Source organism: Aeromonas sp. QDB11 (genome assembly GCF_027705265.1).
Lineage (GTDB): Bacteria > Pseudomonadota > Gammaproteobacteria > Enterobacterales > Aeromonadaceae > Aeromonas > Aeromonas allosaccharophila.
Genome location: NZ_JAPDBM010000001.1, coordinates 159415 through 176310, shown reverse-complemented (window position 1 = coordinate 176310; position 16896 = coordinate 159415). Strand labels below are relative to the sequence as shown.

Below are 16896 nucleotides of genomic sequence, written 5' to 3'. Positions count from 1 at the left end.
CGTGTTGAGCTAACCCATACTAATTACCCGTGAGGCTTAACCATACAACACCCAAGAAGTGTTCTGGGCCTTGTAGCAAGTGAACGAACTACTTACCAATTCAGTGATAGTGACAAGCCAATAGGCAAATCGTTATTCACGTCAGCTTTCTAGATTAAGAATTTGCCTGGCGGCCATAGCGCCGTGGAACCACCTGATCCCATGCCGAACTCAGAAGTGAAACGCGGTAGCGCCGATGGTAGTGTGGCATTCGCCATGCGAGAGTAGGACACTGCCAGGCTTTAATTAAGCAATCACAGCAATGTGGTTGGTCGCGATACAACGTAAGGTTGTGTTGGACAGAAGATTTAGATAACGCACACAGTGCGGTCTTTACCGGTTAGTGTGCTGATATGGCTCAGTTGGTAGAGCGCATCCTTGGTAAGGATGAGGTCCCCAGTTCGACTCTGGGTATCAGCACCATTATTGAAGTAGTAAAGCTTTTGCCTGACGGCAATAGCGCCGTGGAACCACCTGATCCCATGCCGAACTCAGAAGTGAAACGCGGTAGCGCCGATGGTAGTGTGGCATTCGCCATGCGAGAGTAGGACACTGTCAGGCACCTATTTAGAAGAGGCCTCCCATTCGGGAGGCCTTTTTGCATTTCTGCGTTTCAAAAATCGGCCCTGCTGCCAGCATTTTAGTAAAAATGCTGGGCTATCAAGGGATTGCCCGTTACTCTTTAGCCGTTACCGATTAACACGTGATGCTGCCAGCGAGGTATTGATGGCTACGTTGAAGGAAATTGCACAGGAGGCGGGGGTGTCGCTCGCCACGGTATCCCGGGTACTGAACGAGGATCCCAGCCTGAGCGTCAAGGAAGAGACCAAGCAGCGGATCTTCGAGATTGCCGAGCGGCTGGAGTACAAGACCAGCAGCGCCCGCAAGGGGGTTCACAAGAGCAAGCTGCACTTTCTGGTGGTCTACTCCTACCCGCAGAGTACCGAGGTTAACGATCCCTACTATCTCGCCATCCGTTATGGCATCGAGACCCAGAGTGCCCGTCTCAACATCGAACTGACCCACCTCTACAACTGTGGTGAAGGACGCGAGCTGACCGCCGTGGATGGCATCCTGGTGGTGGGGAGTCTCTCGGCCGAGCGTCTGGCGCAGTTGCGAACCTGCTCCAGCATGCTGGTCTTTGTCGATTCCCGTGCCATGGAGGAGTTTGACTCGGTCGACGTGGATCTCGCCCTGATCAGCCAGCAAGTGGTCGATTACTTTATCGCTCAGGGGCACCAGCGCATCGGCTATATCGGTGGGCAGGATGAGAATCCGGATCTGCGTGAGCTGGCCTTCAAAGATTATGGCCAGCGACTGGGCGTGGTGCAGGAGAGCGATCTCTATCGCGGGGACTTCTCCAGCGCTTCCGGCTACCGGCTGGCAAAAGAGATGCTGGCAGGGGATTGGCCCAGGGCGCTGTTCGTTGCCTCCGACTCTATCGCCATTGGCGTGCTGCGGGCCATCCACGAGAGGGGGCTGGCGATTCCCCAGCAGATTGAGCTGATCAGCGTCAACGATATTCCGACCGCCAAGTTTACCTTTCCGCCGCTCTCCACGGTGCGGATCCACTCCGAGTTGATGGGCTCCCAGGGGGTCAATCTGCTGGTCGAACGGCTGCGTGACGAGCGTGATATTCCCCTTCGGGTACTGGTGCCGAGTCGCCTGACCCTGCGTGGCACCACTCGTTGATTTTAGTAAAATAAAGCCTGTTTTAGTCGCGTCATCTTGCGGTGGCGCGGCCTCATCCCCTTATCATCCTCTCCCTTATTTCTCCTGATAAATGCATAATGTATTGTTTTACGGTGGTTTTAGCCATTTTTTGCCTGCATTTATCAACATCCATGCCATCACTGCCTGCTTTATCCCCTTTTATCCTCCGATTCTGATCTCGCTCACAAAACTACCCAGCCATTGTGATCAGGTTAAAACTTTACCGATCCAAAACTGATATTTAGTAAATGTTTATCTAAAGTTTACCCAGTCAAAGTTGCCTTGTTCCGGGAGGACATGTGAATAACTGGGAAAACGTCCAATTCGTTGGTGAAAACAGACTGGCTCCGCGCGCCTACTTCTTCTCTTATGCCGACCACGCGCTGGCGGCCACCATGCAGCGCGAGCTGAGCCGCCGTTTTCTGGGCCTTAGCGGTCAGTGGCAGTTCCACTACTTCGACCACCCCCTGCAGGTGCCGGAGGCCTTCTATCACAGCCCCATGCGCGAGTGGGGCCAGATCACCGTGCCCAACATGTGGCAGATGGAAGGGCATGGCAATCTGCAGTACACCGACGAAGGTTTTCCCTTCCCCATCGACGTGCCCTTCGTGCCGACCAACAACCCCACCGGTGCCTATCAGCGTAGCTTCACGCTGAGCCCGGCTTGGGATGGCGAGCAGGTGATCATCAAGTTTGACGGGGTGGAGACCTACTTCGAGGTCTATGTGAACGGCCACTACGTCGGCTTCAGCAAGGGCAGCCGCCTCACCGCCGAGTTCGACATCAGCGCCTACGCCAACATCGGCGAGAACCTGCTGTCGGTGCGGGTGATGCAGTGGGCCGACTCCACCTATATCGAAGATCAGGACATGTGGTGGATGGCGGGGATCTTCCGCGACGTCTATCTGGTGGGCAAACCGGCCGCCCATGTGCAGGACTTCTTCATCCGCACCGCGCTGGCCGATGATAATCAAAGCGCTACCCTGAGCTGCGACATCCAGCTGGAAAATCTTGGGGCAGCTGCCCGTGATCACCGTCTGGTCTGGTCGCTGCTGGATCAGGGCCGCGAGATCGCCAGCGGCTCGCTCGACCATCTCGCCATCGACGGCAAGTGTGATTGCCGCTTCACGCTGGATCTGGCCAACCCCCATCTGTGGAGCGCCGAAGATCCTTACCTCTATCAGCTGCAACTCTCCCTCTACAACGGTCAGGGCGAGCTGCTGGAAGTGATCCCGCAGCGGGTCGGGGTGCGTGAAATCAAGGTCAAGGATGGCCTCTTCTACGTCAACGGCCACTACCTCAAGCTGCACGGGGTGAACCGTCACGATAACGACCACCTCAAGAGCCGCGCGGTCGGCATGGACCGTGTTGAACGGGACATCGTGCTGATGAAGCAGCACAATCTCAACTCGGTGCGCACCGCCCACTACCCGAACGATCCGCGTTTCTACGAGCTGTGTGACCAGTACGGGCTGTTCGTGATGGCGGAGACCGACGTGGAGACCCACGGTTTTGCCAACGTCGGCGATCTCAGCCGCATTACTGACGCTCCCTTCTGGGAGCCGGTGTTTGTGGATCGCATCGAGCGCCATGTTCACGCCCAGAAGAACCACCCCTCCATCATCATCTGGTCGCTCGGCAACGAGTCCGGTTACGGCTGCAACATCAGAGCCATGTACCAGCGCTGCAAGGCGATCGACCCGACCCGGCTGGTGCACTACGAAGAGGATCGCGATGCCGAGGTGGTGGATGTGGTGAGCACCATGTATTCGCGCGTCTCCCAGATGAACTGCTTCGGCGAGTTCCCGATGGAGAAGCCGCGCATTATCTGTGAATACGCCCACGCCATGGGCAACGGTCCGGGTGGCCTTAGCGAATACCAGCAGGTGTTCGACCGCCATCCCCACATTCAGGGTCATTACATCTGGGAGTGGTGCGATCACGGCATTCTGGATCAGGACGAGCAGGGGCGCGCCGTCTACAAGTACGGCGGCGACTACGGCGACTACCCCAACAACTACAACTTCTGCATGGATGGTCTCATCTATCCGGATCAGACCCCGGGGCCGGGCCTGCGCGAGTACAAGCAGGTGATCTGCCCGGTCAAGGTGCGGGCGCTGGATCTGGCCAGCGGCAAGCTGGCGGTGGAAAACCGCTACTGGTTCTCCAATCTCGACGACATCCGTCTGCTGGTCGAAGTGAAGGCAGAGGGTGAACTGCTGGCCAGCCAGCAAATCCGGCTGGAAGGGATTGCTCCCGGTGCCATCACCGAGTTGCAACTCGAGCTGCCATCCCTCGATGGGCGGGAAACCTTCCTCCAGCTGCGGGTCATCAAGGCTACCGCTACCCGCTATAGCGCGGCGGAGCACGAGCTGGGCCAGTACCAGTTCCAGCTGAAAGAGTCGACTCGCCAGCTGCAGCCCTTTGCCAATCCCAACGCCACCGCATTGCAGATTGCCGACGAGCGGCTCGCGCTGACCTTGAGCGGCAGCGGCTTCGCCCTGCGCTTCTCGCGTCTGGACGGCAAGCTGGTGAGCTGGCAGCAGGATGGTATCGAGCTGATTGAGCGCTCGCCGCGTCTCACCTTCTTCAAGCCGATGATCGACAACCACAAGCAGGAGTACGAGAGCCTGTGGCACCCGAACCACCTGCAGATCATGCAGGAGCACTTCCGCACTCTGAGCTGGCGTCAGCTGGGTGGCGCGGTCGAGGTGACGGTGGAGAGCCTGATCGCGCCGCCGGTGTTCGACTTCGGCATGCGTTGCCGCTACGTCTACACCCTGAGCCCGAATGGCCAGCTGCACGTGGCACTGTCCGGTCAGCCCTACGGCGGCTATGACGACATCATTCCCAAGATCGGCTTCGAGCTGGGTATTCGTCAGGATCTCGACCGGGTGCACTACTACGGCATGGGCCCGGGTGAAAACTATCAGGACAGCCGCCAGAGCAACTGGATCGACCGCTTCAACAGTACGGTGGGCGAGATGTGGGAGCACTACCCCTTCCCGCAGGACAACGGCAACCGCCAGCAGGTGCGCTGGGCGACCCTGACCAACCGCCACGGCGCCGGTCTCTACGTGCGGCCCGATGCCCCCATCAACCTGAGCGTCTGGCCCTACAGCTGGGAGCATATCCATGCGGCGCAGCACATCAACGAGCTGGAGCCGAGCGGTTATCTCACCCTCAATCTGGATCACAAGGTGCTGGGGCTCGGCTCCAACTCCTGGGGCTCCGAGGTACTGGACTCCTGGCGGGTGCGCTTCGAGCCGTTCAGCTTCGGCCTGACCCTGCTGCCCATCGCTCGCGGCAACCTCAATCCGGCTGCCCTGGCCGGGCTCGATCTCACCATCAACGGCGGGAGGAACCTCGCATGATCACCCTGGACAACCTGACCCTGTTCAAAAACATCTACCGGGAGGGCAAGAAGTGGGGCCGCTGCGTGGAGGCCATCAACAACCTGGCCAACCTGAAGCCCGGCATCTGCCACTCCATCGGTGACTCCCTCACCTACCGCTTGCAGGAGGGGGCCAGCCCGGCCACCTCCCTGTTCGAGGGGCAGCGCCGCTACTTCGACGTCCACTACTACCTGGAAGGGACAGAGACGGTGGAGTGGGCTGCCAAGAGCGAGCTGGGTGTCGAGCAGCCCTATGACGACACCACGGATCGCGAGTGGCTGGCCGGTGAGGTGCGTGAGCGCCAGAAAGTCGGCAACGGTCAGGTGGTGATCTTCGAGAACGACGAGGCTTACCGCTTCGTCGGCGACGGGCCGGTGCGCAAGCTGATCATCAAGGTCACGGTCGAAGGCGGCTACTTCAAAAACAAATAACAAGCCGCTGTTTTTGCACTGATAAAAGCCGGAAGGGCGGGGCTCACCCTACAACTCATGCCCCGCCCTTTCGCGGTAATAACTACAGGTCTGGAGATGCACCATGTCTGATTCCAAACGGAATACGATAGGCAAGTTTGGTCTGCTGTCGCTCACCTTCGCGGCGGTATTCAGCTTCAACAACGTCATCAACAACAACATCGAAATCGGTCTGGCGTCAGCTCCGATGTTCTTTCTGGCCACCATTTTTTACTTCATTCCGTTCTGTCTGATCATTGCGGAATTTGTGTCACTGAACAAAAACTCCGAAGCGGGGGTGTATGCCTGGGTGAAGAGCTCCCTCGGCGGTCGCTGGGCCTTTATCTCCGCCTACACCTACTGGTTCGTGAACCTGTTCTTCTTCACCTCCTTGCTGCCGCGGGTCATCGCCTACGCCTCCTATGCCTTCCTCGGCTACGAATACATTTTCACCCCGCTGGCGACCACTTTCTTAAGCATGGTGCTGTTTGCCTTTGCCACCTATGTATCCACCAATGGCGCCAAGCTGCTTGGCCCCATCACCTCGGTGACCTCGTCCCTGATGCTGCTGCTGACCCTCTCCTACATTCTGCTGGCTGGTGTGGCGTTAGTCGGTGGTGTACAACCGGCCGACCCCATCACGGTAGAGGCCATGGTCCCCGATTTCAGCTGGGCTTTCCTCGGTATCACCACCTGGATCTTTATGGCAGCCGGTGGCGCCGAGTCGGTGGCGGTCTACGTCAATGACGTGAAAGGGGGCTCCAAATCCTTCGTGAAGGTGATCATCGTCGCCGGGCTCTTCATTGGTGTGCTCTACTCCATCGCCTCCCTGCTGATCAACGTCTTTGTCCATAGCGACACCCTGAAATTTACCGGTGGCTCGGTGCAGGTGTTCGAGGGATTGGCGGCTTATTTCGGTCTGCCCACCGTGCTGATGAACCGCTTCGTCGGTCTGGTCTCCTTTACCGCCATGTTCGGCTCCCTGCTGATGTGGACGGCGACCCCGGTGAAGATCTTCTTCTCCGAAATTCCGGCTGGCATCTTCGGCAAGAAGACGGTCGAGCTGAACGAGAACGGCGTGCCTGCCCGTGCAGCCTGGATCCAGTACCTCATCGTGCTGCCGCTGATGGTGATCCCGACCCTGGGCTCCAACACCGCGCAGGATCTGATGAACACCGTCATCAACATGACCGCTGCCGCCTCCATGCTGCCGCCGCTGTTCATCATGCTGGCCTACCTCAATCTGCGCCTGAAGCTCGACCACCTGCCACGGGATTTCAAGATGGGCTCGCGCACCACCGGCATCGCCGTGGTCTCGGTGCTGATCGCCATCTTCTCGGTGGGCTTCCTCGCCTCCACCTTCCCGACTGGCGCCGACATCATGACCATCATCTTCTACAACGTTGGCGGGATCGTGATTTTCCTCGGCTTCGCCTGGTGGAAGTACAACCGCTACGAAGCCTCCCTGAGTGCTGACGCGCGAGTGAAAGAGGCCCAGCCGACCAGCCAGATTTCCGTCCGGGCATCCTGACGATAACCCTGACCAAACCGGCCCCCGTGGCCAGGCGCGATCAACCGGGTGGCTGCGGCCACCCGTTACCCGTTGCTCCATTGAGCACAAGAACCGAACACAAGGAGAAAAGAATGAGCGAGACGATCGAGTTTGCCGAATTCAAACGGGTCGAGATGAAGGTGGGCAAGGTGCTGGAGGTGGTGCGTCACCCCGGGGCTGACAAACTCTACATCGTCCAGATCGACGTGGGCGGTGAGCGGCCACTGCAGACCGTCACCAGTCTGGTGCCCTACTACAGCGAAGAAGAGCTGATGGGCAGCGAGGTGGTGGTGCTGACCAACCTCAAGCCCACCAAGATGCGCGGCGAGCGATCCGAGTGCATGTTGCTCTGCGCCGAGACCCCGGACGAGAGCCAGAGCGTGCTGCTGCAGCCACGGGTGCCGATGGCACCGGGCACCCCGATCGTCTGAATCACGGATTGAACGCCGGGGCAGCAGAGCTGCGCCGGTGTGTGAAGGGGCGCCATGAGCTGCCCCTCTGACCATAACAAGAGAGTAAACGGCGCGGCCCGCAGGCTGGCGCCGAACACATTCAGAGTCATAGCGCCCCAGTGCGAAGGGGCGTGAATCCACCGGAGGACATCATGTCTGAATCAGTACGCGGCACCATCGGCAAGTTTGCCCTGTTGTCGATGACCTTTGCCGCCGTGTTCAACGTGCGCAACATCGTCAACAACAACATCGAGCTGGGGCTCAGTTCCGCCCCCATTTTCCTGCTGGCGACTTTGGTCTACTTCGTGCCATTCGTCTTCATCATTGCCGAGTTCGTCTCGGCCAACAAAGATTCCGAGTCGGGGATGTACGACTGGCTGAAAAAGCCGCTCGGCACCCGGATGGCCTATCTGGGCTCCTTCCTCTACTGGTTTGTGAACCTGTTCTGGTTCGTCTCCCTGCTGCCCAACGTCATCGCCTACGCCTCTTACGCCATGCTGGGCTATGAGTACAGCTTCTCGCCGACCGTCACCTCGATCATCTCCATCGTGCTGTTCGCGGCGGCGACCCATATCTCCACCAAGGGGGCGAGCTGGCTCGGCAAGATTGCCGAACTGGTGGCCTACGGCGTCTTTGCCCTGTTCGCCATCTATGTGCTGGGCGCCCTGATGGCGCTCGGTGGTGACCATGTGGCGGCCCAACCGATCACGCTGGAAGCCATGACCCCCACCGTCAATTGGGCGACCCTCGGCATCATGTGCTGGATCTTCCAGGCGGCGGGCGGTGCCGAAACCGCGGCGGCCTATCTCAATGACGTGAAGGGCGGCCAGAAGTCCTTTATCAAGGTGATCATCACCGCCGGTATTGTCATCGGTGCCATGTATGCGCTGGGTTCCCTGCTGGTGAACGTGTTCGTACCGCGCGAGAGCCTCACCTATGCCGGCGGCATGGTGGAGATCTTCACCGGCATGGCGCAGTACTTCGGGCTTTCCGAGACGCTGGTAGGCCGTGCGGTCGGTATCGTGCTGTTCATCGCCATGTTCGGCTCCATGATGATGTGGACCTCGGCGCCGGTGAAGATCCACTTCTCCGAGATCCCGCAGGGTGTCTACGGCGACAAGACCACCCGCCTCAACAAGCACGGGGTGCCGGTGCGCGCCGCCTGGTGGCAGTTTGTCTTCGTGTTCGTGATGCTGGTGGTCAACGGCTTTGGCTCAGAGTCGGTGCAGCAGATGATGAACACTGCCATCAACCTCACTGCCGGTACCGCCATGCTGCCGCCGATCTTCATCATGGTGGCCTACTTCGTGTTCCGCTGGAAACATGATGACACCCCCCGCGACTTCCGCATGGGGTCGCGTACCTTCGGGATGGGCGTGGTATCGGTGCTGATCACCATCTTCGTGGTGAGCATGAGCGCCTCAGCCTTCCCGAGCGGGGTGGATCTGGTACGCGCCTTCTTCATCAACGTCTTTATGACAGCGGTCTTCTCGGCGCTGGCCTACTGGTGGATCTCCCGCTTCGAGAAGCGGCAGGCCCGCAAGCTCGGCGGCAATGACAAGAAAACCGGCAACGGCACGCTGGCCAGCCAGCGCTGATCGGCGGAGCGAAAAAACGAGACGGGCGGCCTGGGTCGCCCGTTTTTTTATCCATTTATCGCCGGTTTGGCGCTATCTGGCCGCGGGTCGTCAACTTCCGCTATTCGACAAAGCAAAGGCGTTAAGCATTGATGAACAATTAGCCGCCGCTCAACTTTGCGCCTCTCCGTTATCGGGGTAAGCTGGGGGGTCGTTTTAGCGGGAGGTGCCAGACATCTCCCGCTCCGTTTCTTGTCCTCCCCAATCCTGACTGCCGCCACGGCAGCAGGATACCCTTCTGATGGAGACCTTTCGTGCGTCTGGATCCCTTTACTGTTGTGCTGATTGCGGTGGTCACCCTGGCCTCCCTCTTTCCCTGCGAGGGGCAGGTGGCCGTCTGGTTCGGTCTGTTGACCAAGCTGGCGGTGGCGCTGCTCTTTTTCATGCATGGCGCCAAGCTGTCGCGCCAGAACCTGCTGGCGGGCCTCGGCCACTGGCGGCTCCATCTGGTGGTGATGGCCAGTACCTTTGTGCTGTTCCCGCTGCTCGGGCTGCTGCTTACGCCGCTGGTGCCGAGCTGGCTGAGCCCAGCCATCTACCTCGGTTTCCTCTATCTCTGCGCTCTGCCTGCCACCGTGCAGTCGGCCATCGCCTTCACCTCGATGGCGGGGGGCAATGTGTCGGCGGCGGTGTGCAGCGCCTCGGCCTCCAGCATCCTCGGCATCTTTCTCTCGCCGGTGTTGGTGGGGATGATGATCCACGTGCAGGGGGAGGGGGTCGATACCTGGCACTCCATTCAGGCCATCATGGTGCAGCTGATGCTGCCGTTCGTGGTGGGCCACCTGTCGCGCCCGCTGATCGGCCGCTGGGTAGATAGCCATCGGCCGCTCATCGGCAAGCTGGATCAGAGCTCCATCCTGCTTGTGGTCTACGTCGCCTTCAGCGAGGCGGTGGTGCAGGGGATTTGGCGTCAAGTAGGCTGGTACGATCTGGCCAGCATCGTGCTGCTGAGCTGCGTCTTGCTGGCGCTGGTGCTGGGCTGGAACGTCTGGATCAGCCGCCGCCTCGGCTTCAACAAGGCGGACGAGATCACCATCGTCTTCTGCGGCTCGAAGAAGAGCCTCGCCAACGGGGTGCCGATGGCCAACGTCATGTTCCCCGCCGCCAGTGTCGGGGTCATGGTGCTGCCGCTGATGATCTTCCACCAGGTCCAGCTGATGGTCTGCGCCGTGCTGGCTCGCCGCTACCACGAGCAAGGGCATTGATACTCGCGCCGTTTTTGCTGCCATAACAAGAGGGAGGCCCGTTGGCCTCCCTCTTCTCATCTGCATGCTGACCGGCGTGCTAGCGTTTGCGCCAGACGGTCAGCTGCGCCACCGTGTGCTGGTATTTGCGGGCTGTCTCGCGGATGACGAAAGGCACATCCCGCGGCGGGCAGTGCTCCTCGAACTCTGCCGCCAGCAGCCGTTGCAGCGCCTGATAGGTGGTGAGCGCCTCGCCGTTTTCGCGAATGCCGCCGAGCCAGTTGGCTGGCGGGGTATATTCCGCCAGCCAGGTGTAGGGGCTGGTGAGCACCAGCAGGCCACCGCTGCGCAGCCGGGGGGCGATATCCCGCAGGAAGCGGGCGGGCTCCCGTAGCCGGTCGATCAGGTTGGAGGCGAGCACCAGATCGTAGTGGTCATATTTGGGCTTGAGGTTGCAGGCATCCCCCTGACTGAAGTGGATGCGCTCAGCCTGACTCGCCCCCAGCCCGTGGCTCGACAGGCGTGCCTCGCAATACTCCACCAGTTCACCCTCCAGCGGAATGGCGTAGCGGAAACTGTCCTGACTGGCGAGGGCCAGCGCCACATCGATGAAGCGGGCCGAGTAGTCGACCCCGTCCACATGCTGGAAGTGGCGGGCCAGTTCAAAGCTGGCGCGGCCGGTGGCACAACCGATATCCAGCGCCCGCTGGTGGTTGCTGCACAGCTCGCCAGCAAGATCAGCAAGCGTCTTGGCGTAGTTGGCTACCCCGAAGTGGCTCGGGCCGTACTGGAAGTCGAGGTACTGAGCGACCAGCGTGTCGGTTTCATAGGGATTCACGATAACGGGTTCCTGATAACGGGAGACCAGATAGCGGAAACCCGCATGCTGGAAGAAGTGACGCCGGAAGGCGTAACGGGATGATTTGAGCGCTTCGTTACCCGTGCTGATCCAGCTGCCGCCCTTGATCAGGGTGTGCTTGCCATCAAAGGTGGGGGTGGAGAAGTCGTCGTAGAGCGGGTGGATTTTAAAGCCGTCGAAGCCATCGATGGCGGTGCTGGTCCACTGCCAGACATTGCCCACCAAATCGAAGAACTCCCCTTGCGGGCAGGCATCCACCGGGCAGGAGGAGGCGAAACGGGCCAGATTGATATTGCCGGGTGCCTCCGTCCAGTCCGGCTGATCGCCGGGTAGCTGTTCGCGCAGCAGCTGCCACTCCGCCTCGCTCGGCAGCTGGATGGGGAGCCCGGTCCGGGCCGCCTTCCAGCGGCAGAAGGCAGCCGCCTCCAGCTGATTCACCTCGACCGGCCAGTCCCATGGCATGGCGACCTGCTCGGTCATCAGCCGCAGCTGCAATTGTTCGGGCTCGGCGGGGTCGCCGACCCAGAAGGTGGGCATCTGCGCCTTGGCGTACTGACACCAGCCCCAGCCTTCCTCATCCCACCACTGTTGCTGGCCGTAGCCGCCCGCCTGGACGAAGGCGAGGTACTCGGCATTGCTCACCAGCATGCGGCTGGCCTGAAACGGGGCCAGCTCGATCTGGCGCTCGCCATATTCGTTGTCCCAGCCGTAGGTGGCGTCCCGCTTGCCAAGGCGCACTTTGCCGCCGGCCACCGGCAGCAGGCTGTTGGCGGGCACCTGATCAATGTGGTGGCGGGCTTCGGTACAGGCGGGCCAATAAGGCTGCTGCCGCACCCAGGCGAGCGGCAACTGGCGGATCAGCACGCTGGAGGTCTCGAGGTGGATGCGCTCGTGCTCTATCCCCATCAGGATCACCCAGGCCGGGCTCTGCCAGTCGATGGGCAGGATGAGCGGCATCTGGCGGATGAAGTCGCACACCAGCGAACGGACTTTGGCCCGATAGCTGCGCAGCTCGGCGACTTTTGGCCAGTCATAGTGGGTCTCGTCCAGATCGTCCCAGCTCATCTCGTCCACCCCGATGGCGACCATGGCCTCGATGCGGGCATCCAGCCGCTGCTCGATCAGGCGTGCCGCCAGCAGTTTGTTGATGAAGAAGGCGGCGGTGTGGCCGTAGTAGAAGATGAGCGGATGGCGCAGCGGGATCGCCTTGTTGAACCAGGCCCGCTCATCGGCCAGACAGTCGAACAGTGAGTCGTAGAGATCGAAGGTCTGGCAGAAGTAGGCGAGCAGTTCGCGCCGTTTCTGCTCGGGATCGCTGCCGGTCAGCAGCGGGGTGCGAGTCGGTTCCGGCAGACCGGTGGCGGTGGCATAGAGAGGGCTTGCTTGGGTCACGCTCTGGCTCCTTGTTGGCAGTGAAGACTGACAAGACAGTGGTAATGACATTACCGCAATGGAGAGCTTGGTACGCACGAAGTACCACTATTGGCTCAACAGACAGGCAGGGCAATTAAAAACTTCCACGGGCTGTCAGCATAGTGACCGGCAGGACGACCCGCCAATCAGCCACGATCATATCCGTTCGAGAATGGTTATTTTCACCAAAATATGGTCTAAATGGCTCTCTGAATTCTTCGGTTTGTTCTGGGTTTAATGGTTATTTCCTTTTGAATCATTAAGTTAATTTTTGGCTCGCGCTTTGCAAAGCATGAAAACCAACTGGCCCTGGATGGCCAACACATAAGGAGGAGAGTAGCGATGAAATGGATGATGGTTGTCATGTTGATGGCGGGGCTCAGTGGGTGTCACTGGCTGGACGAAACCCGGATCCGCGGTGCTGGCGCCGTGATCGAGCGCCAGCAACCGTTGGGCGAGAGGGTGACCCGGGTGTTGGCAGGCGTGCCTGCCACCCTCTATCTGGTGGCGGGGGAGCCGCGCGGCATCCTGATCAAGGGGCAGGAGAACCTGCTGCCCTATCTGGTGCTGACCGAGCGGGACGACAAGCTGGAGATCGAGGTGAAGGAGGGTTACCGGCTCGACCCCACCGAGCCGCTGGAGCTCACCATTACCCTGCCCGAGCTCCACGAATTGGCGCTGGCGGGCATTGCCAGCGGCGAGTTGAGCGGCTTCAAGGGGGATTCGCTGGTACTGTCGGTGGCCGGGGTCGGTGACCTGACAGCCAGCGGGCTGGAGATGAATCGGTTGGAAGGCAATATTGCCGGGGCGGGCAGTCTGGATCTGGGGGAGGGATCGGCCAAAGCGCTCACGTTGAACATCGCCGGTTCGGGTGATATTCAGGGGGGCAATCTCAAGGGTGAGGAGGTCGAGGTCAATATCGCTGGCAGCGGAGATGTGGAGGTGCGGGCGCAGGATCTGCTCAAGGTCGGCATCGCGGGCTCGGGGTCGGTCAGCTATTGGGGCGATCCCCGGCTGCGTAGCGAGATCGCCGGTTCCGGCGATGTGAGTCGTGTCGGCAGCTGATGCCAACCGATCACCACAACCCCCAACTGAAACAGGCCCGTTACGGGCCTGTGTTGATCAGAGATGGCGGGCGTGAAAGCGCAGGTGCGCCTCGATAAAGCTCGCCACGAAGTAGTAGCTGTGGTCGTAGCCCTCGTGGCGGTTGAGTTCTAGCGGCCACCCCTTGCTGGCGGCCACCTCTGCCAGCGCATCGATATGCAGCTGCTCGGCGAGGAAGGGATCATCCAGCCCCACATCCACCAAGGTTGGTAGCGGCGTGACCGGCTGGTGGCGCAGCAGTTGGCAGGCATCCCACTCCTGCCACAACAGCGGATTGCTGCCGAGATACGCCCCGAGCGCCTTCTGGCCCCAGGGGCAGCGGCTCGGGTGGCAGATCGGGCTGAACGCCGAGACCGAGCGGTAGCGACCCGGCTCGCGCAGCGCGGCGATCAGCGCACCGTGACCGCCCATGGAGTGGCCGCTGATGGCGCGTCGGGTCGAGACCGGGAAGTGGGTCTCTATCACCTCAGGCAACTCGCGGGTGACGTAGTCATACATCTGGTAGTGAGCCTGCCAGGGGCTCTGGCTGGCATTGACGTAAAAGCCTGCCCCCATGCCGAGGTCATAACCGGGATCGTCCGCTACGCCGTCGCCGCGCGGGCTGGTGTCCGGTGCCACCAGCGCGATGCCGAGCTCGGCGGCGATGCGCTGGGCGCCCGCCTTCTGCATGAAGTTCTCATCGGTGCAGGTGAGGCCGCTGAGCCAGTAGAGCACCGGGACTTTCTGGCCGGTGAGGGCCTGAGGCGGCAGATAGATGGCAAAATTCATCTCGCAGCCGAGCACGCTGGCGCTGTGACGATAGCGCTTGTGCCAGCCGCCGAAGCTCTTGTTGCTGCTGATAATTTCCAGATTCATCGAAGGGCTCCTGCACCCCGCCCGTGGTAGCGGGCGGGGTGATTATGCTCAGTAGTGGATGACGGTGCGGATGCTCTTGCCTTGGTGCATCAGTTCGAACGCCTCGTTGATCTGCTCCAGCGGCATGGTGTGGGTGATGAAGTCATCGAGGCGGAACTCCCCCTGCATGTAGCGCTGCACATAGTTCGGCAGTTCGCTGCGACCGCGTACCCCGCCGAAGGCGCTGCCGCGCCAGACCCGACCGGTCACCAGCTGGAATGGACGGGTGCTGATCTCCTGACCCGCGCCGGCGACGCCGATGATGACCGACTCGCCCCAACCCTTGTGGCAGCACTCCAGCGCCGCGCGCATCACCTTGACGTTGCCGATGCACTCGAACGAGAAGTCGACGCCGCCATCGGTCAGCTCGACGATCACCTCCTGAATCGGCTTGTCGTAATCGTTCGGGTTGATGCAGTCGGTGGCGCCCAGCTTGCGGGCCAGCTCGAATTTGCTCTCGTTGATGTCGATGGCGATGATGCGACCGGCCTTGGCCAGACGGGCGCCGATCACCGCGGAGAGGCCGATACCGCCCAGCCCGAAGATGGCGACGCTCTCACCCTCCTTCACCTTGGCGGTGTTCATCACGGCGCCGATGCCGGTGGTGACGCCGCAACCGAGTAGGCAGACCTCTTCCAGCGGGGCGGCCGGGTCGACCTTGGCGATGGAGATCTCCGGCAGTACCGTGTATTCGCTGAAGGTGGAGGTGCCCATGTAGTGATAGATGGGCTGGCCATCTTTCGAGAAACGGGTGGTGCCGTCCGGCATCAGCCCCTTGCCCTGGGTGGCGCGGATCTTCTGGCACAGATTGGTCTTGCCGGATTTGCAGAATTTGCACTCGCCGCACTCGGGGGTGTAGAGCGGGATTACGTGATCCCCCACCTTGACGCTGGTGACCCCTTCGCCGACGGATTCGACGATGCCGCCCCCCTCGTGACCGAGGATGCAGGGGAAGACCCCTTCCGGATCCTCACCGGACAGCGTGAAGGCATCGGTGTGGCAGACACCGGTGGCGACGATGCGCACCCGCACCTCGCCTGCTTGCGGTGGCATGACGTCGACCTCTTCGATGGAGAGGGGCTGACCCGGGCCCCAGGCGATGGCGGCCTTACACTTGATGCTTTGAACCTGTGCCATGAATGACATCCTTCTTGTTGAGCAGGGTGAACAGAGATGAGTTCGGACATTCAGTGTAGTTTCCCGCCGATTTGGTGATAATGAGGGCAAATCTCAAATCACTTTTACACACAGGTAATAATGTTCGGCTGGGAAGGGATCTGTGAATTTGTCAGCGTGGCGGAGCAGGGGGGCTTTACCCCAGCGGCGCGCAAGCTGGGAGTATCGGTGGCGCAAGTGAGCCGTCAGGTGGCGCAGCTGGAAGATCGGCTGCAGGCCAAGCTGCTGCTGCGTACCACCCGCCAGGTGCGGCTCACCGAGCTTGGTGAGATCTACTATCGCCACTGCCGTCAGCTGCTCGACAACCTCTACGAGGCGGAGCTGGCGGTGGGGCGCCATCAGGCGGTACCGCAAGGAACGCTGCGCATCACGGCCCCCGTCTCCTACGGCGAGAGCCGCATCGCCCCGCTGGTGAACGACTTCATGGTGCGCTTCCCCCAGCTGGAGGTGACCCTCAACCTCACCAACCAGCTGCTGGATCTGGTGCACGAAGGCTACGATCTGGCGCTGCGGCTCGGCCACCTCAAGGATTCAACGCTGGTGGCGCGCAAGCTGGCGCAGCGGGTGCCCTATGTCTGCGCCTCGCCGGCTTACACCGCCCGCCACGGCATGCCCAACAGCCTCTCCGAGCTGACTCGCCACACCTGTCTGGTGGGCAACAGCGACGAGTGGCACTTCACTCTGGATGGTCGCCCCCACAGCGTGCGGGTGCGCGGCCTGCTGCAGTGCAACAGCGGCCACGCCCTGCTGGATGCGGCGCTCAAGGGGATCGGCATCATCCAGCTGCCGGACTACTACGTGAGCGACCATCTGGCGCGAGGGGAGCTGATCGAGCTGCTGCCCGAACTGCGGGCCCCGGCCGAGGGGATCTGGGCCCTCTATCCCCACAACCGCCACCTCTCCCCCAAGGTGCGACTGCTGGTGGACTATCTGGCCGAGCGGCTGAGCGACCCTCACCAACCTGCACTGGTGATGCCGAGAGGCTAGGGCGCTTCCCAGCCGCTGACTCTCCGGCGGCTGGCGGCAAAC

General features: G+C 60.9%; 12 protein-coding genes, 1 tRNA gene and 2 rRNA genes. 12 read left to right on the top strand and 3 right to left on the bottom strand.

Annotated features, from left to right (window positions below):
- Positions 1-165 precede the first annotated feature (165 nt).
- From rrf (OKC40_RS00835) to OKC40_RS00790, 10 genes are all read left to right on the top strand, one after another.
- Positions 166-280 (top strand): 5S ribosomal RNA (gene rrf, locus OKC40_RS00835).
- Positions 281-386: 106 nt separating this feature from the next.
- Positions 387-462 (top strand) — tRNA-Thr (locus OKC40_RS00830).
- Positions 463-485: 23 nt separating this feature from the next.
- Positions 486-600 (top strand): 5S ribosomal RNA (rrf, locus tag OKC40_RS00825).
- Between the two features lie 165 nt (positions 601-765).
- Complete coding sequence (ebgR, locus tag OKC40_RS00820; protein ID WP_042062507.1) at positions 766-1731, top strand: transcriptional regulator EbgR; 966 nt, start codon at positions 766-768, stop codon at positions 1729-1731.
- Between the two features lie 320 nt (positions 1732-2051).
- Entirely contained in the window at positions 2052-5126 is a 3075-nt protein-coding gene (gene ebgA / locus OKC40_RS00815; protein WP_270793841.1) for a beta-galactosidase subunit alpha, read from the top strand.
- Complete coding sequence (locus tag OKC40_RS00810) at positions 5123-5578, top strand: beta-galactosidase subunit beta (protein ID WP_270793840.1); 456 nt, start codon at positions 5123-5125, stop codon at positions 5576-5578. Before ebgA ends, OKC40_RS00810 begins: the two co-directional genes overlap by 4 nt.
- A gap of 103 nt (positions 5579-5681) precedes the next feature.
- Entirely contained in the window at positions 5682-7127 is a 1446-nt protein-coding gene (locus OKC40_RS00805; RefSeq protein WP_042012844.1) for an amino acid permease, read from the top strand.
- Positions 7128-7240: 113 nt separating this feature from the next.
- Positions 7241-7579: a tRNA-binding protein gene (locus tag OKC40_RS00800; RefSeq protein ID WP_005342042.1), complete on the top strand. Its 339-nt coding sequence runs from the start codon at positions 7241-7243 to the stop codon at positions 7577-7579.
- A 173-nt stretch (positions 7580-7752) separates the two neighbouring features.
- Complete coding sequence (locus OKC40_RS00795; protein ID WP_270793839.1) at positions 7753-9198, top strand: amino acid permease; 1446 nt, start codon at positions 7753-7755, stop codon at positions 9196-9198.
- A gap of 293 nt (positions 9199-9491) precedes the next feature.
- The gene (locus OKC40_RS00790) at positions 9492-10442 is read left to right on the top strand and encodes a bile acid:sodium symporter family protein (RefSeq protein ID WP_270793838.1); all 951 of its coding nucleotides are present in this window, start codon (positions 9492-9494) and stop codon (positions 10440-10442) included.
- A gap of 79 nt (positions 10443-10521) precedes the next feature.
- Here OKC40_RS00790 and ovoA read toward each other — a convergent pair whose 3' ends face one another.
- Positions 10522-12672 (bottom strand): 5-histidylcysteine sulfoxide synthase, encoded by a 2151-nt coding sequence (gene ovoA / locus OKC40_RS00785; protein WP_270793837.1) that lies wholly within the window; start codon positions 12670-12672, stop codon positions 10522-10524.
- Between the two features lie 363 nt (positions 12673-13035).
- Here ovoA and OKC40_RS00780 point away from each other — a divergent pair, with 363 nt between their 5' ends.
- Positions 13036-13758: a head GIN domain-containing protein gene (locus OKC40_RS00780; protein ID WP_270793836.1), complete on the top strand. Its 723-nt coding sequence runs from the start codon at positions 13036-13038 to the stop codon at positions 13756-13758.
- 57 nt (positions 13759-13815) lie between these two features.
- Here OKC40_RS00780 and fghA read toward each other — a convergent pair whose 3' ends face one another.
- Together fghA and OKC40_RS00770 are read right to left on the bottom strand one after the other, a co-directional pair.
- Positions 13816-14652 carry an S-formylglutathione hydrolase gene (gene fghA, locus OKC40_RS00775; RefSeq protein ID WP_270793835.1) on the bottom strand — a complete coding sequence of 279 codons (837 nt, stop codon included), beginning with the start codon at positions 14650-14652 and terminating at the stop codon, positions 13816-13818.
- Positions 14653-14700: 48 nt separating this feature from the next.
- Positions 14701-15828: an S-(hydroxymethyl)glutathione dehydrogenase/class III alcohol dehydrogenase gene (locus OKC40_RS00770; RefSeq protein ID WP_042062480.1), complete on the bottom strand. Its 1128-nt coding sequence runs from the start codon at positions 15826-15828 to the stop codon at positions 14701-14703.
- A gap of 120 nt (positions 15829-15948) precedes the next feature.
- On the opposite strand from OKC40_RS00770, the gene OKC40_RS00765 reads away from it, so the two are divergent.
- Positions 15949-16854: a LysR substrate-binding domain-containing protein gene (locus tag OKC40_RS00765; RefSeq protein WP_042062478.1), complete on the top strand. Its 906-nt coding sequence runs from the start codon at positions 15949-15951 to the stop codon at positions 16852-16854.
- Positions 16855-16896 lie beyond the last annotated feature (42 nt).